The sequence below is a fragment of the Mycobacterium sp. 852013-50091_SCH5140682 genome (assembly GCF_001665685.1).
Classification (GTDB): domain Bacteria; phylum Actinomycetota; class Actinomycetes; order Mycobacteriales; family Mycobacteriaceae; genus Mycobacterium.
In genome coordinates, this window is the sequence record NZ_LZTB01000042.1 from 1 (window position 1) to 23619 (window position 23619).

Genomic DNA, 23619 nt, shown 5'->3' on the forward strand with positions numbered 1-23619 from the left:
ATGCGATCGTCGGCAGCCGGAGATGTGTATAAGAGACAGGCCCAAGCCCGAACCGAAGGCCGCTCCTGCCCCCGAACCCAAGCCCGCAGCCCCGGCGGCGGCCGCACCGGCTGCGACGGGATCTTCCGATGGTTCCCCGTACGTGACACCGCTGGTGCGAAAGTTGGCCGCGGAGAACAACATCGACCTCGCCTCGGTGAAGGGCACCGGCGTCGGCGGACGCATCCGCAAACAAGACGTCCTCGCCGCCGCGGAAGCCAAGAAGGCTCCTCCGGCGCCCGCTGCGGCTGCTGCGGCCCCCGCCGCGCCCGCACCCGCGGCGGCAGCGCCGGCCCCGGCGTTGGCGCATTTGCGCGGCACCACGCAGAAGGCCAACCGGATCCGGCAGATCACCGCCAAGAAGACCCGTGAATCCCTGCAGGCCACAGCGCAATTGACGCAAACCCACGAGGTCGACATGACCAAGATCGTGGCGCTGCGGACCCGCGCCAAGGCCGACTTCGCCGAGCGCGAAGGGGTCAACCTGACCTACCTGCCCTTCATCGCGCGCGCCGTCATCGATGCGCTGAAGATCCACCCCAACGTCAACGCCAGCTACAACGAGGACACCAAGGAGATCACCTACTACGACGCCGAGCACCTCGGCTTCGCGGTCGACACCGACCAGGGCCTGCTCTCCCCGGTGATCCACAACGCCGGTGACCTGTCGCTGGGTGGGCTGGCCCGCGCCATCGCCGACATCGCGGCCCGCGCCCGCTCGGGCAACCTCAAGCCCGACGAGCTCTCCGGCGGAACCTTCACCATCACCAACATCGGCAGCCAGGGCGCCCTGTTCGACACCCCGATCCTGGTGCCGCCGCAGGCGGCGATGCTGGGCACCGGCGCCATCGTCAAGCGCCCGCGGGTGATCTCCGACGGCTACGGCAACGAGTCCATCGGTGTGCGGTCGGTGTGCTACCTGCCGCTGACCTACGATCACCGACTCATCGACGGTGCCGACGCCGGACGCTTCGTGACCACCATCAAGCGTCGGCTTGAGGACGGTGCCTTCGAGGCCGACCTGGGGCTCTGACCTACGTGGACACTGCTGTCGTTGCGATCGCGGGGTCCTCTGGTCTGATCGGTTCGGCACTGACGTCGGCGTTGCGCGCCGCCGACCATCGGGTATTGCGGATCGTGCGCCGGGCACCGTCCAGTGCCGACGAGCTGTTCTGGAACCCGGACACGGGTGAGTTCGACGCGGGCGCGCTGCGCGGCGTCGACGCCGTGGTGAACCTGTGCGGCGTCAACGTCGGGCAGAAGCGCTGGTCGGGCGCGTTCAAGCAGAGCTTGCGCGACAGCCGGATCGGGCCGACGGAAGTGCTGGCCGCCGCGGTGGCCGACGCAGGCGTACCGGTGCTGGTCAACGCCAGCGCCGTCGGCTACTACGGCAACACCCGTGATCAGGTCACCGACGAGTCGGCTCCGGCGGGCCGCGGCTTCCTTGCCCGGTTGTGTCAGGACTGGGAAGCCGCGACCGCTGCGGCCGTCGAAGCCGGAGCTCGGGTGGTGTTGCTGCGCACGGGTTTGGTGCTGGCGCCGGCCGGCGGCTTGCTCGCGCGGTTGAAACCGCTGTTCTCGTTCGGGCTCGGGGCGCGGCTCGGTAACGGCAGGCAGTACCTGCCGTGGATCAGCCTCGAGGACGAGATCCGCGCCGTGCTGTTCACCATGTGGACCGAGTCGATGTCAGGGCCGGTCAACCTCACTGGTCCGGCGCCCGTGACCAATGCCGAGTTCACCGCGGCGCTGGGCCGGGCCGTCAACCGCCCGACCCCCATGATGGTGCCGGGTTTCGCACTGCGGACGGTGCTGGGCGAGTTCGCCGACGAGGGTCTGCTGGCCGGGCAGCGGGTCATTCCCGCTGCGCTGGAACGGGCCGGCTTCGAGTTCCACCACCACACGGTGGGCGAAGCGCTCGCCTATGTCACCGCCCCTAAAGACCTGTGACGAATACGAGTAGCGTCAACCGTGTGACATCGATTCGCGCGGCTGATTCGGCCGTCGAGGTGCGCAGGCTCGGCACCATCGACTACCAGTCGGCATGGCAGTTGCAACGGGAGATCGCCGAAGCGAGGATCGCGGGCGGCCCCGACACGCTCCTGCTGCTTCAGCACCCGGCCGTCTACACCGCAGGCAAACGCACCGAACCGCACGAGCGCCCGATGGACGGTACGCCCGTCGTCGACACCGACCGCGGCGGCAAGATCACCTGGCACGGTCCGGGTCAGTTGGTGGGCTATCCGATCATCGGCCTGACGGAACCCCTCGACGTGGTGAATTTCGTTCGGCGCCTTGAGGAAGCGCTGATCGCGGTGTGCGGTCAGTTCGGCCTCACCACCGGCCGGGTAGCCGGCCGCTCCGGGGTCTGGGTCCCTGCTGACGCCCGCGGTCCGGCCCGCAAGGTCGGCGCCATCGGCATCCGGGTGGCGCACGGGACGACGCTGCACGGGTTCGCGCTGAACTGCGACTGCGACCTGTCGGCGTTCTCGTCGATCATCCCGTGCGGCATCGCCGATGCCGGCGTGACATCGCTGACCGAAGAGTTGGGGCACCATGTCGGGGTCGACGACGTCATGGACCGGGTGACCGAATCGGTGTGCGACGCACTGGACGGCCGGCTGGAAGTCGCCCTGAACGTAGGATGAACCGGTGAGTGTTGTCCCAGAGGGTCGGAAGCTTCTCCGCCTCGAAGTCCGTAATGCGCAGACCCCCATCGAGCGCAAGCCGCCGTGGATCAAGACCCGCGCCAAGATGGGCCCCGAGTACACCGAACTCAAGGGCCTGGTACGCCGCGAAGGTCTGCACACCGTGTGCGAGGAAGCGGGCTGCCCCAACATCTTCGAATGCTGGGAAGACCGGGAGGCCACGTTCCTCATCGGCGGCGAGCAGTGCACCCGGCGTTGCGACTTCTGCCAGATCGACACCGGCAAGCCCGCCGAACTCGACCGTGACGAGCCGCGCCGGGTCGCCGAAAGCGTGCAGGCGATGGGCCTGCGGTACTCCACTGTCACCGGCGTCGCCCGCGACGATCTGCCCGACGGCGGAGCCTGGCTCTACGCCGAGACGGTCCGCCAGATCAAGGCGCTCAACCCGGGCACCGGCGTCGAGCTGCTCATCCCCGACTTCAACGGCATCCCCGAACAGTTGGCCGAAGTCTTCGAATCGCGTCCGGAAGTGTTGGCGCACAACGTCGAAACGGTGCCGCGCATCTTCAAGCGGATCCGCCCCGCATTCCGCTACCAGCGCAGCCTCGACGTGATCACCGCTGCCCGCGACGCGGGTCTGGTCACCAAGTCCAACTTGATCCTCGGCATGGGCGAGACCATCGAGGAAATCCACACCGCGCTGCGCGACCTGCACGAAGCCGGCTGCGACATCGTCACCATCACGCAGTACCTGCGACCGTCGCCGCGGCATCATCCGGTCGAGCGCTGGGTGCATCCCGACGAGTTCGCCGCCCTGTCGACCTACGCCGAGGAGCTCGGTTTCGCCGGTGTCCTCGCCGGTCCGCTCGTGCGTTCGTCCTACCGGGCGGGCAAGCTCTACGCACAGGCCGCGCGGCTACGTTTCGCCGGGCAACCCCCCGTATCCTGATCCAATGGCGAAATCCCGCAATGCCGCGGAAACCAAGGCGGCAAAGGCCGAGGCGAAGGCCGCCCGCAAGGCGGCCTCCAAGCAGCGTCGCAGCCAGCTGTGGCAGGCCTTCCAGATTCAACGTAAAGAGGACAAGCGGCTGCTGCCGTACATGATCGGCGCGTTGGTGCTGATCGTTGCGGTGGCTGTGGCGGCGGGCATCCTCCTCGGCGGTATCAGCATGTACACGCTGCCGGTGCTCGGCATCGTGCTCGGCTTGCTGGTGGCGTTCATCATCTTCGGCCGGCGCGCGCAGAAGTCGGTGTACAGCAAGGCCGAAGGCCAGACCGGCGCGGCTGCCTGGGCACTGGAGAACCTTCGGGGCAAGTGGCGGGTGACACCGGCCGTCGCCGCGACCGGACACTTCGACGCCGTGCATCGCGTCATCGGCCGCCCCGGCGTGATCTTCGTCGGTGAGGGCTCACCCTCGCGTGTCAAACCGCTGCTGGCACAGGAGAAGAAGCGCACCGCGCGGTTGGTCGGCGAGGTCCCGATCTACGACATCGTGGTCGGCAACGGCGAGGGCGAGGTGCCCCTGGCCAAGCTCGAGCGGCACCTGTCGAAGTTGCCCGCCAACATCACGGTCAAGCAGATGGACTCGCTGGAGTCGCGGCTGGTCGCATTGGGTTCCAAGGCCGGTCCGGGTGCGGTGCCCAAGGGGCCGCTGCCTGCGTCGGCGAAGATGCGTGGAGTGCAGCGCAGCGCGCGCAGGCGCTGAGCCGAGCCGTCACCGCCGCCGAGTGTGAACAAGATCGCGAGAATTCTCGAAAATCTCGCGATCTTCTTCACATTCACCGCAGAGCTACCGCCGCAGCACAGCGGTGAACGTGACGCGGTCGTGCAGGCCGCGCAGATCACTGTCGGTCACCAACGGCGGGATGACGAGGGCGATCAGCAGCACCCGCACCAGGGCGCGCCCAATCCCGACCTTGTCGCGACCGTCGGTGCCCGCCACCACCAGGCCCAGCGCCAGCTGCCCCGGGGTGAACGAGAACAGTCGGACCGCCACGGTGCCCAGCACGATCCATACCACCATGACCGCCGTCGACAGGGTCGCCAGCGAGATCAGGCCCGACGCCAATGCCAAGCCGGCCAGCCCGTAGGCCACCAGCCAGTCGACGAACAGTGCGCCCACGCGCCTGCCGGTCCTGGCCAGCGAACCGGGACCGGATTCGGGGAGCCCCAGGCGTTCTCCTGGGTACTTCGCGACCCCGTCGGACGTGCCGTCGGAACCGTCACCGGAATCGAAAGGTCCGGGACCTGACAACCAACTCCCCATCGTGCGGGCCATGCTGTCAGGATAGGCGGGCCAGCATTGTTACCTCAGGTCACCATCAGGGGCGATTGCGTAACCTCAGCGCAACATGCGCTTGATGATCGCGCAACATCGTGTCCTTAGCGTCAACCCGCGGGTTACCAGTAAAGGAGAACACTCAGTGGCAGAAAAGACGTCCGACGACATCTTCAAGCTGATCAAGGACGAAAACGTCGAGTACGTCGACATTCGCTTCTGCGATCTGCCCGGCGTCGTCCAGCACTTCTCGATCCCGGCTACGGCGTTCGACGAGAGCGTGTTCGAAGACGGCCTCGCGTTCGACGGTTCCTCGGTGCGCGGCTTCCAGTCGATCCACGAATCCGACATGATGCTGCTGCCCGACCCTGACACCGCGCGCATCGACCCGTTCCGCGCCGCCAAGACGCTGAACCTCAACTTCTTCGTGCACGATCCGTTCACCCGTGAGGCCTACTCGCGCGACCCCCGCAACGTCGCCCGCAAGGCCGAGAACTACCTCGCCAGCACCGGGATCGCCGACACCTGTTTCTTCGGCGCCGAGGCCGAGTTCTACATCTTCGACTCGGTGGCTTTCGATTCGAAGATGAACGGCACCTTCTACGAGGTCGACTCCGAGTCGGGCTGGTGGAACAGCGGTGAACCGTTCGAGGCCGACGGCAGCGCTAACCGCGGCTACAAGGTCCGCCCCAAGGGTGGCTACTTCCCCGTCGCGCCGTACGACCACTACGTCGACCTGCGCGACGAGATGTCGACCAACCTGATCAACGCCGGATTCGTCCTGGAGCGCGGCCACCACGAGGTGGGCACCGCAGGCCAGGCGGAGATCAACTACAAGTTCAACACGCTGCTGCACGCGGCCGATGACGTGCTGCTGTTCAAGTACATCATCAAGAACACCGCGTGGCAGAACGGCAAGACCGTCACCTTCATGCCCAAGCCGCTCTTCGGTGACAACGGTTCCGGCATGCACGCCCACCAGTCGCTGTGGAAGGACGGCAAGCCGCTGTTCCACGACGAGTCCGGCTACGCGGGCCTGTCCGACATCGCGCGCCACTACATCGGCGGCATCCTGCACCACGCCCCGTCGCTGCTGGCCTTCACCAACCCCACGGTCAACTCCTACAAGCGTCTGGTGCCCGGTTACGAGGCCCCGATCAACCTGGTCTACAGCCAGCGCAACCGCTCTGCCTGTGTCCGTATCCCGATCACCGGCAACAACCCCAAGGCCAAGCGCCTGGAGTTCCGCTGCCCGGACAGCTCGGGTAACCCGTACCTGGCATTCGCGGCCATGCTGATGGCCGGTATCGACGGCATCAAGAAGAAGATCGAGCCGCTGGCCCCGGTCGACAAGGACCTCTACGAGCTGCCGCCGGACGAGGCCGCCAACATCCCGCAGGCGCCGACCTCGCTGGCCGCGGTGATCGACCGCCTCGAAGAGGACCACGAGTACCTCACCGAGGGTGGCGTGTTCACCGAGGACCTGATCGAGACCTGGATCTCCTACAAGCGGGAGAACGAAATCCTGCCGATCCAGATCCGCCCTCACCCGTACGAGTTCGCGCTCTATTACGACGTGTAAGTCGGCCCGCCGACCAGTCACAAAACTGCCTCCTTTCCCCGGAAGGGAGGCAGTTTTGTGTCTGCCTGCGGTCAATCAGCACAATCGACGCATGCGAGTTCTGGTGCAGCGAGTGACGGCGGCGAACGTGACGGTCGACGGCGAGATCGTCGGTGAAATCGAGCCGGCCACACAGGGTCTGCTCGCCTTGGTCGGTGTCACCCACGAGGATGACGCCACCAAGGCCCGCAGGATGGCCGAAAAGCTTTGGCAATTGCGGATTCTCGACGATGAGCGGTCCGCGGCGGACGTGGCCGCGCCCATTCTTGTGGTCAGCCAGTTCACTTTGTATGCCAATACCGACAAGGGGCGGCGCCCCTCGTGGAACGCCGCGGCGCCTGGACCGGTCGCCGAACCACTTGTGATCGAATTCACCGAGGCGCTCGAACAACTGGGCGCGACTGTGCAAACAGGGGTTTTCGGTGCGGATATGCAGGTGCATCTTGTCAATGACGGACCGGTAACGGTGCTTTTGGAGCTGTGAGCTCCGAGCCCGCAACAGCGTATGGTCTCTGCATGACGACCAACCTGGACGCCCGACTGAATACCGTATCCCCCGCGGTGATCAGCCTGTTCCGCATAGTGTTCGGCCTTCTGTACACCATCCACGGCGCGCAGAAGTTGTTCGCCTGGCCGGTCGGCATGCCGGACGACGCGGGCAATCTCGTGGGCTCGGCGGTGCCCGTGGGCACGTGGCCGTATTGGTATGGCGGCCTCATCGAATTCGTTCTGGGACTGCTGATCTTGACGGGCTTGTTCACCCGCATCGCCGCGTTCTTCGCCTCCGGCGAGATGGCGTTCGCGTACTTCACCCAGCATCAGCCGAAGGGCCTGTTGCCCATCCAGAACGGTGGCGAACTCGCCGTGCTGTACTGCTTCGGTTTCTTCCTGCTGGTGTTCATCGGCGGAGGCGCCTACGCGCTCGATGCAGTACGCAGAAAGCGCTAGTCGAGCGCCAGGTCCTTGCGGAAGCGTTTCAACCCGTCGATCTTCTCGGCGAGCGTGCAGTCCAGGCCGGTGTAGAACGCCCACGGCATCGTCAGGATGTGGGTGATCCCACCGGCCTCGGCGCGCTCGTAGTCGGTCATCTTCACGGCGTCGGTCAGTGCCGTGATGACGGTGAAATCGTCCATCGCCAAACCGGATTCGGCCCGCAGTTCGCGTATCCGAGCCACCGAGGCCAGGGCACGCTCGGTGGAGATCAGATCGCCGATCCAGCCGTCGTTGCGCGCGGCGCGGCGTAGGGCCACCTCACTGAGCCCACCGACGTAGATCGGGATGTGCGGCGGCGACGGCTCCATCTCGAGTCGCGGCGTCGTGTAGAACTCGCCGGAGAATTCGGTCCAGCCCGGCGCCCAGAGCTCCCGCATCAGCGTCAGCATCTCGTCGGTGCGCCTGCCGCGCCGCTCGAAAGGCTGCCCGACCAAATCGAATTCGTCGCGGCACCAGCCCACACCGACGCCGAGCTCGAGCCGACCACCGGCCAGAAACGCAGCGGTGCCAATGGCTTTCGCCGCCGCGTAGGGATCGCGCATGGCGGGTATGTAGACCGTCGTCACGAACTTCAGCCGCGTGGTGGCCTGCGCCAGAGCGCCGACCAGCACCCACGGATCGGGCCAGTGGGTGAACGGCTGCCACCGGCGCTGACCGTCCCGCGTATACGGATACGGCGTGGAGAGCGTCTCCAGATTGACGATGTGATCGGGTATCCCCATCCCGTCATAGCCGAGATCGTCTGCGGCCTTGGCGATCTCGACGAGCTCGGAGGTGTCGAGGAAGCCGGTCGCCACATAGAACCTCATCCGGCGTCGCGTGCCCACGCCGGCGTGATGAAGACACCTTCAGCCTCCACGGTGACCCCGTCGGCGTCGATGAGCTGTCCGCGCGCGAAGGTCTTCACCCCCTCGATGCGGTCCACGGACGCCTCGGCGCGCAGCGGCCCCAGCGGGGTGCCGCGAAGGTAGCGGCAGGTGATGGTTCCGGTGTAGCGGGGTTGTGACAACGCGCCGCTGGCGACTTCACCGAGAACGTGGTCGAGCACAAGGGCACAGATTCCGCCGTGCACCCATCCCAGCGGCCCCTCGTAGGCCGCGCCGAGGGTGAACTCGCTCCAGCACGTGCCGTCGTCGTTGTGGTGGATGGTCAACGGCGGAGCGACGGCGTTGCGGAGCCCGACCACCGGGTTGGCCCACACCACCGGGCGGCCCGTCTCGCCGTGGATCATGGCCATGGGCCCGTCGCGCTGCTCACGACGCAGCGACGCGGTGACCGCCTCGATCGCGGTGGTGGCCTCGGCGATGGCGTCCGCATCGACGCCGGTGCGGATGCTGGCATCGAGCAGTCCTCGCACAGCCTGCGCCAACGGCTCGTATAGCGCCTGCAGCCGGTCGTGCTCGTCGGCGGTGACGATGTCGAACGTGGGGTTCATAGACATCCTTACTAACACCACCGTGGAGGACGGCGTGCCGCGGGGCCGAAATCAGCCGCGCCGGCCCACTGGCGGCTCAGCCGCCGAAAACCTTGCGGACGACAGTCTTGGCCCGCCGCGTCACCCGCAGATAGTTGTCCAGGAACTCTCCGCCGTCGTCGCTGCCCCAGCCGGCCGCCAGGGCGACGGCGTTGAGCTGTCTTCCGGGCCCGGGCAGCTGATCGGTCGGCTTGCCCCGCACCAGCACCAGAGCATTGCGAGCCCGGGTCGCAGTGAGCCAGGCTTGGCGGAGCAGGTCGACGTCGGCTTCGGAAACCAGCTCGGCCGCACCGATCGCGTCTAGCGCCTGCAGAGTCGAAGTGCTGTGCAGCGCAGGCACTTTGTGCGCGTAGCGCAGCTGCAGCAGCTGGACGGTCCACTCGATGTCGGCCAGCCCGCCGCGGCCGAGCTTGGTATGGGTGTTGGGGTCGGCACCGCGCGGCAGCCGTTCGGCATCGACCCGGGCCTTGATGCGGCGGATCTCCTGCACTGCCTCCGCCGATACCCCGCCTTCGGGGTACCGCGTCTTGTCGGCCATCAGCTCGAAGCGTTCGCCGAGTTCGAGGTCGCCCGCCACGCGATGCGCGCGCAGCAACGCCTGGATCTCCCAGGCCTGCGCCCACTGCGCGTAGTACACCTCGTAGGAGGCCAGCGTGCGCACCAACGGACCATTACGGCCTTCGGGACGCAACCCCATGTCGACCTCGAGCGGCGGGTCGGCACTGGGGATCCCCAGCAGGGCGCGCACCTGTTCGGCAATGCTCACCGACCACTTGACGGCCACCGATTCGGCGGTGTCCCCCACCGGTTCACAGACGAACATGACGTCGGCGTCCGAGCCGTAACCGAGTTCGCGACCGCCGAGCCTGCCCATACCGATCACCGCGATACGCGCGGGAACCCCGGATTCGGGCGTGTTGGCCCGGATCACGGCGTCCAGCGCGGCCTGTAGCACCGCGACCCAGATGGAGGTCAGCGCATTGCAGACGTCGGTCACATCGAGCAGGCCGAGCACATCGGCCGACGCGATACGCGCCAGCTCGCGGCGGCGCAGGGTCCGTGCGGCAGCGATACCGCGCACCGGGTCGGCGTGGCGGCCGGCCGAGGCCACGAGCGCACCTGCGACGCTGTCCGGATCACCCTCAAGCAGTTTCGGTCCGGATGGTCCGTCAGCGTAGAGCTGGATCACCTCGGGGGCACGCATGAGCAGTTCGGGAATGTAGGCCGAGGTGCCGAGCACCTGCATCAGCCGTTTGGCGACCGCGCCTTCGTCCCGCAGGGTCGAGAGGTACCAGCGCTGCTCGGCGAGTTCCTCGCTGATCCTGCGGTAGGCCAGCAGCCCGGCGTCGGGATCCGGGGTGTCCGAAAGCCAGTCCAGCAGGGTCGGCAGCAATACCTGCTGCACCCGGCCGCGGCGTCCGTTCTGTCCGGTGAGCGCGGCCAGATGGGTCAGCGCGCTCTGCGGTCCTTCGTAACCCAGTGCGGCGAGCTGACGTTCGGCCGCTTTGGTGCTCATCCCGGCCCCGATGCCGAGCGCGGGCTGGCCGACGGATTCCAGCAGCGGTTGGTAGAACAGCTTGGCGTGCAGCCGCGACACCCGCATGCTCTGGCGCTTGAGCTCCTCGCGCAGCACGCCCTGGGCGTCGTGTGTGCCGTCGGGACGCACGTGCGCGGCGCGGGCCAGCCAGCGATAGGCCTCGTCGTCGCTGTCGTCGGGCAGCATGTGGGTGCGTTTGAGCCGCTGCAGCTGCAGCCGGTGCTCCAACAGGCGCAGGAACTCATACGACGCGGTCATGTTGGCGGCGTCGTCACGTCCGATGTAGCCGCCGGCGCCCAGCACGGTCAGGGCGTCGACCGTGGACCTCACGTGCAGCGACTCGTCATTGCGGCCGTGCACCAATTGCAGTAGCTGCACGGCGAATTCGACGTCGCGCAGGCCGCCGGTGCCCAGCTTGAGTTCGCGGGCCCGCACGCCGGCGGGGACCAACTCTTCGACCCGGCGCCGCATGGCCTGCACCTCGGACACGAAATCCGCACGCTCGCAGGCGGTCCACACCATCGGCATCAACGCCTCGGCGTACGCCTTGCCCAATTCCGGGTCGCCGGCGGCCGGGCGGGCCTTCAGCAGCGCCTGGAACTCCCAGGTCTTGGCCCATCGCTGGTAATAGGCGATGTGCGAGTCGAGAGTGCGCACCAGCTGGCCCTGCTTGCCCTCCGGTCGCAGCGCGGCGTCGGCCTCGAAGAACGCGTCCCCGGCGAATCGCATCGTCTCGCCGGCCACGCGGGTCGCCATCGTCAGGTTGGGGTCGTCGCTGTCGTCGCCGACGAAGATGATGTCCACGTCGCTGACGTAATTCAGTTCGCGCGCACCGCATTTGCCCATCGCGATGATGGCCAGCCGCGGTGTCCGGCCGTCTCCGCACACCACCCGGGTCGCCACGGTCAGGGCAGCGTCGAGCGCGGCGTCGGCCAGATCGGACAGGTGTGCGCCGACGGTGATGAACGGCAAAACCGGCTCGTTCTCCACCGTCGAGGCGACGTCCACGGCGGCCAGCACCAGCAGCCGGTCGCGGTAGAGATCTCGCAATGGCGGCACGGCTGAGCTTGCGCCCCTTGATATTTTGGCGTTCTCCGCAGCAGCGACGAAGTCCTCGCGCAGCTCCCGGGCACTGGGCAGTTCGACGTCGCCCGCCAGCAGTCGCCACGACTGCGGATGTGCCACCAGATGATCGCCGAGTGCCACCGAGGACCCGAGTACACCGAACAGCCGACCGCGCAGAGCCCGGTCGGTGAGCAGTTCGGCGTTCAGCTCGTCCCAGTCGGCGCCGAGCGCGTCGGCCAGCCGCTCCATCGCCAGCAGGGCGATGTCGGCATCCGGGGCGCGCGACAGCGACCACAACAGCTCGACGTGGGCATCGGTGTTCCAGCCAAGCCGATCCAGCAGTGCCGGCGCCTGCGGCTGCACCAGGCCGAGCCTGCCGACACTGGGCAGCTTTGGGCGTTCGGTAGCGGGTTTGGCCACGTCCTGAACGTTACAGCGACAGATACGTCTTGAGCTCGTAGGGCGTGACGTTGCTGCGGTAGACCTCCCACTCCGCCCGCTTGTTGCGCAGGAAGTAGTCGAATACGTGCTCCCCCAACGCTTCCGCGACCAATTCGGAGTTCTCCATGGCCTCAAGGGCGTTGCCGAGGCTCGACGGCAGCTCCCGGTAGCCCATGGCGCGGCGTTCCTCGGGAGTCAGGCTCCACACGTTGTCTTCGGCCTGCGGCCCCAGCACGTATCCCTTTTCGATGCCGCGCAGCCCGGCGGCCAGCAGCACCGCGAACGCCAGGTACGGGTTGCACGCCGAGTCGGGGCTGCGCACCTCGATGCGCCGCGACGAGGCCTTGCGCGGGGTGTACATCGGAACCCGCACAAGTGCCGATCGGTTCGCCGCACCCCACGACGCCGCGGTCGGCGCTTCGTAGCCGTGCACCAGGCGCTTGTAGGAGTTCACCCACTGGTTGGTCACGGCGCTGATCTCGCTGGCGTGTTCGAGGATGCCCGCGATGAACGACTTGGCCACATCGGAGAGCTGCAGCGGGTCGTCCGCGCTGTGGAAGGCGTTGGTCTCACCTTCGAACAGGCTCATGTGGGTGTGCATGGCCGAGCCCGGGTGTTCTTTGAACGGCTTGGGCATGAACGACGCACGCACGCCGTCTGCCAGCGCCACCTCTTTGACGACGTAGCGGAAAGTCATCACGTTGTCTGCCATGGACAGTGCGTCGGCGTAGCGCAGGTCGATCTCCTGCTGGCCCGGCGCGCCTTCGTGGTGGCTGAACTCCACCGAGATGCCCATCTGTTCCAGGGCGTCGATGGCGTGGCGGCGGAAGTTGGGCGCGGCATCGTGCACGGCCTGGTCGAAGTAGCCGCCGTTGTCGGCGGGGATGGGCACGCTGCCGTCGTTCTCCCCCGGCATCAGGAGGAAGAACTCGATCTCGGGGTGCACGTAGCAGGAGAACCCGAGGTCGCTGGCCTTGGCCAGCTGGCGGCGCAGCACGTGGCGGGAGTCGGCCCACGACGGTGAGCCGTCGGGCATGGTGATGTCGCAGAACATGCGCGCGGAGTAGTGCTGCCCGTTGCTGGTGGTCCACGGCAGCACCTGGAACGTGGAGGGGTCGGGCCGGGCGACCGTGTCCGATTCGTAGACCCGGGCAAACCCCTCGATCGACGAACCGTCGAATCCGATGCCCTCCTCGAACGCACCCTCCAACTCGGCGGGCGCGATGGCCACCGACTTGAGGTATCCGAGGACGTCTGTGAACCACAGCCGGACGAACCGGATGTCGCGTTCCTCCAGCGTGCGCAGCACGAATTCCTTCTGGCGGTCCATGACCGCAGCGTAGGCACCGGCTGTTAAATCTGTGTTACGGCGTCAAAACGGTTGGGCAGAGCGGGAGCCTGGCCGCGGCACAGCCCTCATCGACCTGGCCGCCGCAGGGTCAGCACTGCAGCCCGTTGGGCGGCGACGCCTGGTCCACGAAGAACCGCAGCACGGACGTGTCGACACAGGCGTTGCCGTTGAACACCACGGTGTGCTGCGAACCGTTGAAGGTCACCAGCGCCGCGTTCAGCTGGCGTGCCAGGTCGACGCCCGCCTGGTACGGCGTCGCAGGGTCCCCGGTGGTCGACACGACGACGATCCGGCCGGGCCCCGGGCCGTGTACCGCGTGCGGGGTCGACGTCGGCGGCACGGGCCACAGGGCGCAGATGTCCCGCGGGGCGTAGCCGGTGAACTGCCCGTAGGACAGGAACGGCGCCACCGCCCGGATGCGCCGGTCGGCGTCGGCCCACACCGCCGGATCGGTCGGGTATTGCGCGTCCACGCAACGGATCGCGGTGAACGCATCCTGCAGATTGGCGTAATGGCCTGCACTGTCGCGGTGCTGGTAGTCGTCGGCGAGCAGCAGCAGGTCGCCGGGGTCGGTGCCGCGCTGCAGTCCGAGCAGGCCGCTGGTGAGGTAGAGCCAGTACCGCGCCGAGTAGAGCGCGTTGCCGGTACCGGTGGTGGCGTCCTGATAGCTCAGACCACGGGGGTCCGATGTCGCGGCGGGGTGCTCCACCAATGGGTCGACGAGTTGGTGGTAGCGGGCGACGAACTGGGTCGGGTCGGTGCCAAGCGGACATCCGGGCGATTGCGCGCAGTCGGCGGCGTAGGCGTCGAAAGCCTTTTGGAAACCGGCCATCTGGCGGATGTTCTTGGTGATGGGGTCGAGGCTGGAATCGACGGCGCCGTCGAGCACCATGGTGCGCACCCGGTCGCCGAACCGTTCGGCGTACGCCGCGCCCAGTTGGGTCCCGTAGGAGAACCCGAGGTAGTTGATCTGCTGCTCACCGAGCGCCGCGCGGACGGCATCCATGTCGAGCACGGTTGACGCCGTGCCGATGTTGGCCAGGAACGGCGCCCCCATGCGGTCGAGGCATTGCTGGGCGAGCTGTCGGTACAGCCCTTCGATCTGGGCCACCCCGGTCGGGCTGTAGTCGGCCATCGGTTCACGCCGGTAGGCGTCGAACTCGGCGTCGGTGCGGCAGCGCAGCTCCGGGGTGGAGTGCCCGACGCCGCGCGGGTCGAATCCGACCAGATCGAACCGCCGACCGATGTCGGTGTCGGCCAGCGCCGCGCCCATTCCGGCGACGGTGTCGACGGCGGATGCGCCCGGGCCTCCCGGGTTGACCATCAACGTGCCGATCTTCTCGCCGGTGGCAGGAACCCGGATGACGGCCAATTGTGCTTGTGCGCCTTGCGGATTCGACGCGTCGTTCCAGTCGATCGGCACCGTCACGGTGCCGCACTGAGCGGTCGGAACCGACGACGTGTCGACCCACGCTGCACAGCTGCCCCAGACCGGCGGCTGTCCGTACGGCGTCTCGGCCGCGCCTTCTGGCGTCGCGTTGGCGACGGGGCAGGCCATCGCGAGCATCACTGTCAGCACCGCTCCCACCCACCGCACGGCTGACATGTTCGCACACCGCAGATCCGCGAACTGCGGCCGACACCGACCGGAGATCGGTCGGCAACCGGAAGGTGACCTAACGGCCTGCGAAGATCAGCAGCGAGAGTCCGGCGGGGGCAGCTTCACGTCGATCAGATAGGTCGCGGCGATGTCATCGACGCACTTGTTGCCTTGGAACACCACGGTGTGCTGGGTGCCCTCGAACGTCAGCAGGCCGCCACCGAGTTGCTGGGCGAGATCCACCCCCGCCTGGTACGGCGTGGCGGGATCGTTGGTGGTCGAAACCACAAGCACCGGAGGCAATCCCGCGACGGAGATCTTGTGCGGGGTGCTCGTCGGCTTCACCGGCCAGAACGCGCAGGTGCCCAGTGGGGCATGCCCGGTGAATTCGCCGTAGCTCATGAACGGCGCGACCTCGCGCAGCCGGCGGTCCTGCTCGACGACCTTGGCCCGGTCGGTGATCGCCGGCTCGTCGACACAGTTGACCGCCACCCGCGCGTCGGTCGAATTGTTGTAGTGGCCCTTGGCATCCCGGCCCATGTACAGGTCGGCAAGCGCCAGCATGAGATCGCCGTTGCCGTTCTTGATGCCGGTCAGCGCATCGGTGAGATGGCGCCACAGGTTCGGCGAGTAGAGCGGCAGGATGGTTCCGACGATGGCGTCGCTGTAACCGAGTCCGCGCGGGTCCTTGGTCTTCGCGGGGTTCTGGACCAGCGGGTACACCAGACTCTTGTAGACATCGGTGGCCTTGGCCGGATCGGTGCCCAGCGGGCAGTCCGGGCTCTTGGCGCAGTCGGCGGCGTAGTCGTCGAACGCCTTCTGGAACGCCGCGGCCTGCCGGATGTCGGCTTCGAACGGATCCGCGTTGGGGTCGACCGCGCCGTCGAGGATCATGGCGCGCACCCGCTGCGGGAACTGCTCGGCGTATTCCGAGCCGATCCGGGTCCCGTACGAGTACCCCAGGTACGTCAGCTTGTCGTCGCCGAGCGTGGCACGGATGGCGTCGAGATCCTTGGCGACGTTGTTGGTTCCGACGTTGGCCAGGAAGTCGACGCCCATCTTGTCGACGCAGCGCTGCACGAACAGCTTGGTCTCGTTTTCCAGGTGGGCCACGCCCTCGGGGGTGTAGTCCACCGTCGGGTCGGCGCGCAGCCGGTCGTTGTCCTCATCGGAGTTGCACCACAGCGCCGGGTTCGACAGGTTCACCCCGCGCGGGTCGAAACCCACCAGGTCGAAGCGTTCCCGCACCGACTGGGGCAGGCTCGGCACCAGCGACACCGCCGATTCGACGCCCGATTCACCGGGGCCGCCGGGGTTGATCACCAGCGAGCCGATCTTCTGGCCGGTCGCCGGGAACCGGATCATGGCGATCTGCAGGACGTCGCCGTCGGGCTTGCTGTAATCGACCGGCACCGACAAGCGCCCGCATTCAGCCCCTGCCGGGATGTTGACGTTGTCCCCCGACCCTGCCGCGCACGGCAGCCACTGCACGGGCGTGCCCGGCCTGGGCATCGCGACCCGGGCTCGGCCGTCGATCACCTGGGTACAGCCCGCGACCGCCAGTACCGCGACCGCCAGCAGAGCACCGACGGAGAACCTGAGCTTCATGGCACCACATGCTGCCATGACGGCAGATCGTCGCAGGCCGGGCCTACTGGTCGACAACTCGCAGCGCTACTTTGCCGCCTGCACCAGCTCGTCGAGCGCCACGACGAAGTCGTCGGCCATGTCCCACAGGTCGGGCAGCAATTCCGGGCAAGACACGATGCCGACATCGAGCGAGCCGGTCAGCGACATGACCGTGATGTTGAGCCCGGAGCCGTGGAAGATCGGGCCCAGCGGGTACATGGCCTTGACCTCCGAGCCCAGGAAATAGAGCGGCACCTGCGGGCCGGGCACGTTGGAGACGACGAGGTTGTGCACCGGTTTGGCACCCGAGAGCCGGCTGGCGGCGTAGACGCGCATGGCCACGCCGAACACCGCAGGCGCGGCGAACTGCGTCCAGTCCTGCAGCAGTGTCGCACCGATCGCCGAACTATGTTGTTTGGCAACCGAATTCGCCGCAGCGATGGCGCGCAGCCGTTCGACCGGGTCTTCGATCTGGGTTTCCAGCGTGGAGAACATGCCGGAGACCTGGTTGCGGCCGGGCCGGTCGGAGCGATCGTGCACCGATACGGGCACCATCGCCACCAACGAGCTGTCCGGCAACTCGCCGCGGTCGCTGAGGAACGTGCGCAGCACCCCGGACACCAGTGCCATCACGACGTCGTTGACCTTGACGTCGAAGTGGTTTTTCACCAGCTTGATGTCCTCGAGGTCGAGTTGGGCGAAGGCGATGTTGCGGTGTCCGGTGATGTTGGCGTTGAACGGGGTTTTTGGCGCGGCGAAGGGTGCTGCCATGGTCAGCCCGGCGCGGGCCCGCTTGACCGTGTCGACCACCGAGGACACCGTGGTGGGCAGCACGTTGGCCAGTTTGAGCGGCCGGGTCACGAACTTCAGCGCGCCGCTGAGCGCGATCTCCAGTTCTGACGCGTCGCCGACTCCGTCCACCGGCTCCGGTGCGGGTGCGTCCGGTTCTGTGCTGCACAGCTGCGACATCAGGTTCGCCCCGGTCACACCGTCCACACCGGAGTGGTGCACCTTGGTCATCACCGCGATCCGGCCACCCGCGTGCGCGTCGGTGCCCGCCACGTTCTCGATGACCCACATCTCCCACAGCGGCCGGCTGCGGTCCAGCGACAGCGACGCGATGTGCCCGCAGATCTCGGACAGTTCGATCCGGCCGCCCGGTGCGGGTAGCCCGATGCGGTGCAGATGCCGGTCGACGTCAAAGTCCTTGTCCTCCACCCACACCGGATGGTCGAGGTTCAGCCGGCTGTCGGCGAGCTTCTCCCGGAACTGCGGCATCGCCTTGATACGCAAGGCAAGTGCGTCGCGCAGCCGGTCGAACGTGTAACCACCCGGCATGGTCGAGGTGTCGAGTTCGAGGATGGAGCACACGTGCATCGGCTGGGCGGCCGTTTCGAGGTAGAGGAAGCTTGCGTCGAGTCCGCTGAGCCGTTGCATGCCGCTGATCGTATGTCCGCCCGGCTCAACTGTGAGGAAATCCACTCAGCCGCGCCTTTTACCTTCGTCGACGCGGGTGGCAGACTGACAAACGTCAGACGAACCCGGGGACCGCACAGCGGCCTCGAGGCTTCGAACCGACCGTCACAAGGGACAACGATGTCTGAACAAGCTGTATATGGTGCTGCCGACGACAAGCCCCGCACCAAAGTCCGCACTCTTACGCTCCAGAAGTGGAAGAACGAAGGCCACAAATGGGCGATGCTCACCTGTTACGACTACTCCAGCGCGCGGGTCTTCGACGAGGCGGGCATTCCGGTGCTGCTGGTCGGCGATTCCGCAGCCAACGTGGTGTACGGATATGACACCACCCTCCCGATCTCCATCGACGAACTGATCCCGCTGGCCCGAGCAGTGGTCAAGGGCGCACCGCATGCATTGGTGGTCGCCGACCTGCCGTTCGGCAGCTACGAGAGCAGCCCGGCCCAGGCGCTGGCAACCGCGACGCGGTTCATGAAGGAGACCGGCGCCCAGGCCGTGAAACTGGAGGGCGGCGAGCGGGTGGCCGAGCAGATCGCGACGCTGACCCAGGCAGGCATTCCGGTGGTGGCTCACATCGGGTTCACGCCGCAGAGTGTCAACGGGCTCGGCGGATTCCGGGTGCAGGGCCGCGGCGACGCGGGCGACCAGACCATTCACGACGCGATCGCGGTCGCCGAGGCCGGGGCCATCGCGGTGGTGCTGGAAATGGTGCCCGCCGAACTGACCACCCAGATCACCGGCAAGCTGACCATTCCCACGGTCGGCATCGGTGCGGGACCCAACTGCGACGCCCAGGTGCTGGTGTGGCAGGACATGGCGGGCCTCACCACCGGCAAGACCGCCAAGTTCGTCAAGCGATTCGGCGATGTGGGCGGCGAACTACACCGTGCCGCAACGCAATACGCGAACGATGTGGCGGCCGGGGTGTTCCCGGCCGACGAGCACAGCTTCTGATTCGGCTCAGGCGAACTCGGCTCGGCGCTTGGCCAGGAAGGCATCGACACCTTCTCGCCCGTCGGCCGAGTCCGCTTGCGCGGCGATGAAGCGGCCTTCGGCCTCCATCTGTTCCTCCAGGCTGTTCTTCAGCGACGACAGCAAGAGCGTCTTGACCGCGCCGGCGGAGCCGGCCGAGCCGGCGGCCATCTGCCCGGCAACGGCGGTCGCCCGGTCGGCCAGCTCGGCATCGGCGACCACCTCGGTCACCAAACCCCAGTCCTGGGCCTGCGCCGCCGACAGCGTGCGGTTGGTCAGCATGAGTTCTTGCGCCCGGCGGATGCCGACCAGCCGCGGCAGGTAGTACGACGCGCTGCCGTCCGGGCTCAGTCCCACTTTGGTGTAGGCCATCGTGAACGACGCCGATTCGGCTGCCAGAACCAGGTCGCCGGTCACCGCGATGCTGAAACCTGCGCCTGCCGCGGTGCCGTTGACAGCCGTGATCAGCACCGCGTCCATCCGTGCGAAAGTCGCGATGGCACGATGCAGGTCATCTGCGACGCCCTTGATGAAGCGGCCCCGCGATGGTGCGGTGGCGAAAGCCTTCAGATCGCCTCCGGCGCAGAAGAACCGGCCGGCGCCCGTGAGCACCACGGCTTTGATGCCGGCCCGATCACAGCGCCGTGCCGCATCGGCGAGCTCGCGAGTCATGGTGTCGTTCATGCCATTCGCGGCGTCCGGGCGGTTCAGCGTGATGCGGGCGACGGCACCTGACAGCTCGAACGTGATGGCGTCGTAGGAGGATTCGGTCACGGACCGTGACTCTATCGGGCCGGGGCCTGCACCCCGAGCCGGGCCGCTGTGCACTCGACCAGCGCCGTGTTCTCGCCCGTGAAACCCAGCACTCGCAAGGCCCCGGCGCCGATCACCCACGGCTGCCCCGGCGGCGCCTCGCCGTCGTCGGAACGGCTGTTGATCGCCGACTCGACCAGACGGAACGGCAGGTCGGCGGCGTCGGCCGGCCCATCGCATTCGGCGATCACCGCGGCCGACAACGTCCGGTAGCGCTCACGCAGTTCGGCGCGACGGCGCCGGAACGGCTCGAACCGGTCGCTGCGCAACTCGGGCAACAGGTACAGCGCCCCCAGGTTCCAGCGACCACCACAGAGCTGCATGGCATCGGCGACCACCAGGGTGTGCAGGCGCGGCGCCGCCGGTCCCGGCTCCCCCAGCAGATCGGCGGCCAGCTGCAAGGGCTCGTCCACCGTGCCGGCCAGCAACGCGTCGAGGATGTCGTCCTTGGTCGCGAAATGGTGGTAGAGCGAGGCTTGCCGCACCCCGACCGCATCGGCGATCCGGCGAGTGGGCGTGCTGCCGTAGCCGTGGTTGGTGAACAGTTCCGCCGCCGCGTCGAGGATCTCCTCGCGCGCAGTCCGACCGGGCCGCCGCGGCTGCTCGAGCCGAGGGCGGCCACGTCCGGAGCCGCCCATGGCCGCGGTGCTCATCGGCACATTGTGGCACCGGGCGCCGCCGGGTCGCCGCAAACGCAGCGGGCTTCGGCGCAAACACCGCGATATGGCAGGCTTATGGCATCCGATTCCGGTGTACAGCGAAGGTGAATATGGCGCCCAAGAAACCGACCCGGCACACCGAGGTCGAGCGGAAGTTCGAGGTCACCGAGTCCACCGTCGCCCCATCGTTCGCGGGGTTGGCGGCTGTCGCGCGGGTCGAGCGGGCGCCCGAACAACTGCTTGACGCTGTGTATTTCGACACGCCGAACCGGGATCTGGCTGCCCACCGCATCACGCTGCGCCGCCGCACCGGAGGCACCGACGCGGGTTGGCATCTGAAGCTGCCCGCAGGCCCGGACGCCCGCACCGAGGTGCATTCTCCGCTCGGGCTTTCCAACGACACGATCCCCGAGGAGTTGCGCGACATCGTGCTCGCGATCGTTCGCGACAAGACATTGTCGCCGGTCGCGCGGATCACCAATCGGCGCAACATCGATGTGCTCTACGGGCAGGACGGCACGGCGCTCGCCGAGTTCTGCGACGACCAGGTCACCGCTTCGGCCGAAGGCGGTGACGAACAGCAGTGGCGCGAATGGGAACTCGAGCTGCTTGCGCAGCCCGCGCCCGACCTGATGGACCGGCTGGCCAACCGTCTGTTCGACGCGGGAGCGACGCCTGCGGATCACGGCTCGAAGCTGGCCCGGGTCTTGGACACGGCAGGCGAGGCCGCAGAGGCCCCGGCTGCTCCGGCGGACCCGATCCATCGCGCCATCGCCGAGCAGATCGACCAGCTGCTGGTGTGGGATCGCGCTGTCCGCGCCGACGCCTACGATTCGGTGCATCAGATGCGGGTGACGACCCGCAAGATCCGCAGCCTGCTGCAGGAATCCAAGGACGCGTTCGGCCTCGCCGACGACGGCTGGATCCTCGATGAGCTGCGCACACTGGCCGCGGTGCTCGGCGTGGCACGGGACGCCGAAGTGCTGGCCGAGCGCTATCAGCGTGCCCTCGACTCGCTGCCTGCCGGGCTCGTGCGGGGCCCGGTGCGCGAGCGGCTGGTGGACGGCGCCAACCGCCGGTACGCCGCAGGGTGGAAACGCGCGCTGCTGGCGATGCGCTCCCAGCGCTACTTCCATCTGCTCGACGCCTTGGAGCAGCTCGTGGTCGCCGAGCCGCCCACCGAGGCCGGCGAAGAGCGTGCGCCGCTGACCATCAACTCGGCCTACAAGCGAGTTCGCAAGGCCGCCAAGGCGGCTGCCGAGGCTGCCGACCCCGCGCACGACGACCACGACGAGGCACTGCACCGCATTCGCAAGGGCGCCAAGCGGCTTCGCTACACGGCGGCGGCGACCGGAGACGCCAAAGTGTCGGAGCGCGCCAAGAGCATCCAGACGCTGCTGGGCGACCACCAGGACAGCGTGGTCAGCCGCACCCACCTCAGTGCGCAGGCCGAGGCCGCGCACACCGCCGGTGAGGACACCTTCACCTACGGGCTGCTCTACCAACTGGAGGACGACGTCGCGCAGCAGTCACGCGCGCAGCTCGACGATGCACTCAAGCGGCTCGACAAGGCGGTCCACAAGAGCCACTAGTGGGCGAACGAGTTGGCCGGTAAGCCGGATTCTGTCCCGGCTCTCCCGTTGCCAGGAGTGCCGGTGGCGACCATCCATCTGGACACACCGTTGCCGGGTGCCTCAAGCGGCCTACCCGCAGGCTCGGGCGAGCAACCCTCAAACGCCTGCGCGGCCGCAACCAGGTTGCGGCCTTCTTGGCCTTGCTTCGGGTGGGGTTTGCCTAGCCACCCCGGTCACCCGGGATGCTGGTGCGCTCTTACCGCACCGTTTCACCCTTACCATTGCTGGCGGTCTGTTTTCTGTGGCACTTTCCCGCGAGTCACCTCGGATTGCCGTTAGCAATCACCCTGCTCTGTGAAGTCCGGACTTTCCTCGACACCTAGTGGTGCCGCGGCCGCCTGGCCAACTCGTTCGCGCAGATCACCGTACCCTCAAACCATGCCGCGGGTACCACCGGCCCGTTATCTGCAGCGGGCAAAAGACCTGGCCGACGCCCGTTACGCCGATCCGATCACCGTCGACGACCTTGCCGCTGCTGCCGGACTGTCGCGCGCGCATTTCTCGCGAATGTTCACCCGGACCTTTGGTGAGTCACCGCGGGCCTATCTGCAGTCGCGCCGGCTCGAACGGGCCGCGGCACTGCTGCGCAACACCGATCGCTCGGTCGCCGACATCTGCGTGATGGTCGGGCTGCAGAGTGTCGGGTCCTTCACCAGCAGCTTCGCCCGGGTGTACGGGAAGCCGCCGGCCGCCTACCGGGCGAGTCTGCCATCGGCTCTGCTGCGCGCCCCGGTGCCCAGTTGCATCCTGGCGCGGGACACCCGGCGGTTGCCGGTGGGGCGGAGGACAAACAGCACACCGCACGCGAGGAGGACAAACAGCACACCGGAAGAAGACGGGCGAGGATCGGCGCCCGTAGCGTCGGGCCCATGATGAAAATTGCTTGTACACACCTGTGGGTTCACGACCAGGAAGTCGCCCTGAAGTTCTGGACCGACCAGGTCGGTATGGAAGTGCGCGAGGACGTTTCGTTCCCCGAAGAGATGGGCGCGTTCCGGTGGCTCACGGTCGGCCCGCCCGGGCAGGACGACGTGAGCATCGTGCTGATGGCGGTTCCCGGCGAGCCGATGATGGACGAAGCCACGCACAAGCAGGTGCTGGATCTGACGGCCAAGGGCTTCGCCGGGACGGTCTTTCTCACCACCAACGACGCGCACGCCAGCTACGAGGAATTGACCGCGCGTGGAGTCGAATTCACCGAGGCGCCGCATCAGATGCCCTACGGCATCGACTCGGGCTTCCGTGATCCGTCCGGCAACAGCGTGCGGTTGACGCAGCGCACCGATCAGGGCTGACTAGGCGGCGGGTGCGCAGCGGGCGAGTGTGATCGCGACCTGTAGTTCGGTCGCGCTTTCGTATAGTTCGACGGGCCCGGGTGGCGGGGGTGC

Annotated in this window: 22 protein-coding genes and 1 other RNA gene; 12 read left to right on the top strand and 11 right to left on the bottom strand. The window is 67.4% G+C overall.

The annotated features are described in order from the left end of the window. The 5 genes from sucB to A5784_RS13780 all read left to right on the top strand — a co-directional run. Positions 1–1072 (top strand): 2-oxoglutarate dehydrogenase, E2 component, dihydrolipoamide succinyltransferase (gene sucB, locus A5784_RS13760; protein ID WP_064945471.1); only part of this gene is annotated, 1072 nt, incomplete at its 5' end. 5 nt (positions 1073–1077) lie between these two features. Next, positions 1078–1986 carry a TIGR01777 family oxidoreductase gene (locus A5784_RS13765; RefSeq protein ID WP_064945472.1) on the top strand — a complete coding sequence of 303 codons (909 nt, stop codon included), beginning with the start codon at positions 1078–1080 and terminating at the stop codon, positions 1984–1986. 23 nt (positions 1987–2009) lie between these two features. Further along, positions 2010–2684 carry a lipoyl(octanoyl) transferase LipB gene (gene lipB, locus A5784_RS13770; protein ID WP_064945473.1) on the top strand — a complete coding sequence of 225 codons (675 nt, stop codon included), beginning with the start codon at positions 2010–2012 and terminating at the stop codon, positions 2682–2684. 4 nt (positions 2685–2688) lie between these two features. After that, the gene (lipA, locus tag A5784_RS13775; protein WP_064945474.1) at positions 2689–3633 is read left to right on the top strand and encodes a lipoyl synthase; all 945 of its coding nucleotides are present in this window, start codon (positions 2689–2691) and stop codon (positions 3631–3633) included. 4 nt (positions 3634–3637) lie between these two features. Then, complete coding sequence (locus A5784_RS13780; RefSeq protein ID WP_064945475.1) at positions 3638–4390, top strand: DUF4191 domain-containing protein; 753 nt, start codon at positions 3638–3640, stop codon at positions 4388–4390. 84 nt (positions 4391–4474) lie between these two features. Here A5784_RS13780 and A5784_RS13785 read toward each other — a convergent pair whose 3' ends face one another. Continuing rightward, positions 4475–4963 (bottom strand): RDD family protein, encoded by a 489-nt coding sequence (locus A5784_RS13785; protein WP_197514743.1) that lies wholly within the window; start codon positions 4961–4963, stop codon positions 4475–4477. Positions 4964–5108: 145 nt separating this feature from the next. Here A5784_RS13785 and glnA point away from each other — a divergent pair, with 145 nt between their 5' ends. From glnA to A5784_RS13800, 3 genes are all read left to right on the top strand, one after another. Next, entirely contained in the window at positions 5109–6545 is a 1437-nt protein-coding gene (gene glnA / locus A5784_RS13790) for a type I glutamate--ammonia ligase (protein ID WP_064945476.1), read from the top strand. A gap of 91 nt (positions 6546–6636) precedes the next feature. Beyond that, entirely contained in the window at positions 6637–7068 is a 432-nt protein-coding gene (gene dtd / locus A5784_RS13795) for a D-aminoacyl-tRNA deacylase (protein WP_064945477.1), read from the top strand. A 32-nt stretch (positions 7069–7100) separates the two neighbouring features. Continuing rightward, positions 7101–7532 (top strand): DoxX family protein, encoded by a 432-nt coding sequence (locus tag A5784_RS13800; RefSeq protein WP_064945478.1) that lies wholly within the window; start codon positions 7101–7103, stop codon positions 7530–7532. Here the strand turns inward: A5784_RS13800 and A5784_RS13805 are convergent. The 7 genes from A5784_RS13805 to A5784_RS13835 form a co-directional block, all read right to left on the bottom strand. Next, positions 7529–8386 (bottom strand): TIGR03619 family F420-dependent LLM class oxidoreductase, encoded by an 858-nt coding sequence (locus A5784_RS13805; protein ID WP_064945491.1) that lies wholly within the window; start codon positions 8384–8386, stop codon positions 7529–7531. The genes A5784_RS13800 and A5784_RS13805 overlap by 4 nt on opposite strands. Beyond that, positions 8383–9012, bottom strand: coding sequence for a hotdog domain-containing protein (locus tag A5784_RS13810; RefSeq protein ID WP_064945479.1), 630 nt, complete (start codon positions 9010–9012; stop codon positions 8383–8385). Before A5784_RS13810 ends, A5784_RS13805 begins: the two co-directional genes overlap by 4 nt. 76 nt (positions 9013–9088) lie before the next feature. Beyond that, positions 9089–12073 (bottom strand): bifunctional [glutamine synthetase] adenylyltransferase/[glutamine synthetase]-adenylyl-L-tyrosine phosphorylase, encoded by a 2985-nt coding sequence (locus A5784_RS13815; RefSeq protein ID WP_064945480.1) that lies wholly within the window; start codon positions 12071–12073, stop codon positions 9089–9091. Between the two features lie 10 nt (positions 12074–12083). Next, complete coding sequence (locus tag A5784_RS13820) at positions 12084–13424, bottom strand: glutamine synthetase family protein (protein ID WP_064945481.1); 1341 nt, start codon at positions 13422–13424, stop codon at positions 12084–12086. 109 nt (positions 13425–13533) lie between these two features. Then, positions 13534–15051 carry an alpha/beta hydrolase gene (locus A5784_RS13825; RefSeq protein WP_064945482.1) on the bottom strand — a complete coding sequence of 506 codons (1518 nt, stop codon included), beginning with the start codon at positions 15049–15051 and terminating at the stop codon, positions 13534–13536. Positions 15052–15138: 87 nt separating this feature from the next. Next, on the bottom strand, positions 15139–16653 hold the full coding sequence (locus tag A5784_RS13830) for an alpha/beta hydrolase (protein ID WP_082944833.1): 1515 nt from the start codon (positions 16651–16653) through the stop codon (positions 15139–15141). 66 nt (positions 16654–16719) lie between these two features. After that, positions 16720–18111, bottom strand: coding sequence for a WS/DGAT/MGAT family O-acyltransferase (locus A5784_RS13835; protein ID WP_064945492.1), 1392 nt, complete (start codon positions 18109–18111; stop codon positions 16720–16722). A 159-nt stretch (positions 18112–18270) separates the two neighbouring features. Here A5784_RS13835 and panB point away from each other — a divergent pair, with 159 nt between their 5' ends. Further along, entirely contained in the window at positions 18271–19107 is an 837-nt protein-coding gene (gene panB / locus A5784_RS13840) for a 3-methyl-2-oxobutanoate hydroxymethyltransferase (protein ID WP_064945484.1), read from the top strand. A 6-nt stretch (positions 19108–19113) separates the two neighbouring features. Here panB and A5784_RS13845 read toward each other — a convergent pair whose 3' ends face one another. Both A5784_RS13845 and A5784_RS13850 read right to left on the bottom strand, forming a co-directional pair. Next, positions 19114–19899, bottom strand: a complete 786-nt coding sequence (locus A5784_RS13845) for an enoyl-CoA hydratase/isomerase family protein (RefSeq protein ID WP_064945485.1) — start codon at positions 19897–19899, stop codon at positions 19114–19116. A gap of 11 nt (positions 19900–19910) precedes the next feature. Further along, positions 19911–20576 (bottom strand): TetR/AcrR family transcriptional regulator, encoded by a 666-nt coding sequence (locus A5784_RS13850; RefSeq protein ID WP_286159427.1) that lies wholly within the window; start codon positions 20574–20576, stop codon positions 19911–19913. A gap of 131 nt (positions 20577–20707) precedes the next feature. On the opposite strand from A5784_RS13850, the gene A5784_RS13855 reads away from it, so the two are divergent. Then, positions 20708–22189, top strand: coding sequence for a CYTH and CHAD domain-containing protein (locus tag A5784_RS13855; protein WP_064945487.1), 1482 nt, complete (start codon positions 20708–20710; stop codon positions 22187–22189). Between the two features lie 4 nt (positions 22190–22193). Here A5784_RS13855 and rnpB read toward each other — a convergent pair. Continuing rightward, positions 22194–22581, bottom strand: an RNA gene (gene rnpB, locus A5784_RS13860) — RNase P RNA component class A. 28 nt (positions 22582–22609) lie between these two features. Between rnpB and A5784_RS13865 the strand changes: the two genes are divergently transcribed. Both A5784_RS13865 and A5784_RS13870 read left to right on the top strand, forming a co-directional pair. Then, positions 22610–23104, top strand: a complete 495-nt coding sequence (locus tag A5784_RS13865; protein ID WP_064945488.1) for a helix-turn-helix transcriptional regulator — start codon at positions 22610–22612, stop codon at positions 23102–23104. After that, complete coding sequence (locus A5784_RS13870) at positions 23101–23526, top strand: VOC family protein (RefSeq protein ID WP_064945489.1); 426 nt, start codon at positions 23101–23103, stop codon at positions 23524–23526. Before A5784_RS13865 ends, A5784_RS13870 begins: the two co-directional genes overlap by 4 nt. The last annotated feature ends 93 nt before the right edge of the window (positions 23527–23619 follow it).

What these genes read in the sequence shown, in the direction of transcription:
- panB (WP_064945484.1), top strand. Translation starts at nt 18,271, where the DNA reads ATGTCTGAACAAGCTGTATATGGTGCTGCCGACGACAAGCCCCGCACC.
- A5784_RS13865 (WP_064945488.1), top strand. Translation starts at nt 22,610, where the DNA reads ATGCCGCGGGTACCACCGGCCCGTTATCTGCAGCGGGCAAAAGACCTG.
- A5784_RS13855 (WP_064945487.1), top strand. Translation starts at nt 20,708, where the DNA reads ATGGCGCCCAAGAAACCGACCCGGCACACCGAGGTCGAGCGGAAGTTC.
- A5784_RS13780 (WP_064945475.1), top strand. Translation starts at nt 3,638, where the DNA reads ATGGCGAAATCCCGCAATGCCGCGGAAACCAAGGCGGCAAAGGCCGAG.
- A5784_RS13820 (WP_064945481.1), bottom strand. Translation starts at nt 13,424, where the DNA reads ATGGACCGCCAGAAGGAATTCGTGCTGCGCACGCTGGAGGAACGCGAC.
- A5784_RS13870 (WP_064945489.1), top strand. Translation starts at nt 23,101, where the DNA reads ATGATGAAAATTGCTTGTACACACCTGTGGGTTCACGACCAGGAAGTC.
- A5784_RS13830 (WP_082944833.1), bottom strand. Translation starts at nt 16,653, where the DNA reads ATGAAGCTCAGGTTCTCCGTCGGTGCTCTGCTGGCGGTCGCGGTACTG.
- A5784_RS13800 (WP_064945478.1), top strand. Translation starts at nt 7,101, where the DNA reads ATGACGACCAACCTGGACGCCCGACTGAATACCGTATCCCCCGCGGTG.
- A5784_RS13835 (WP_064945492.1), bottom strand. Translation starts at nt 18,111, where the DNA reads ATGCAACGGCTCAGCGGACTCGACGCAAGCTTCCTCTACCTCGAAACG.
- dtd (WP_064945477.1), top strand. Translation starts at nt 6,637, where the DNA reads ATGCGAGTTCTGGTGCAGCGAGTGACGGCGGCGAACGTGACGGTCGAC.
- A5784_RS13825 (WP_064945482.1), bottom strand. Translation starts at nt 15,051, where the DNA reads ATGTCAGCCGTGCGGTGGGTGGGAGCGGTGCTGACAGTGATGCTCGCG.
- A5784_RS13805 (WP_064945491.1), bottom strand. Translation starts at nt 8,386, where the DNA reads ATGAGGTTCTATGTGGCGACCGGCTTCCTCGACACCTCCGAGCTCGTC.
- A5784_RS13810 (WP_064945479.1), bottom strand. Translation starts at nt 9,012, where the DNA reads ATGAACCCCACGTTCGACATCGTCACCGCCGACGAGCACGACCGGCTG.
- A5784_RS13785 (WP_197514743.1), bottom strand. Translation starts at nt 4,963, where the DNA reads ATGGCCCGCACGATGGGGAGTTGGTTGTCAGGTCCCGGACCTTTCGAT.
- A5784_RS13850 (WP_286159427.1), bottom strand. Translation starts at nt 20,576, where the DNA reads ATGGGCGGCTCCGGACGTGGCCGCCCTCGGCTCGAGCAGCCGCGGCGG.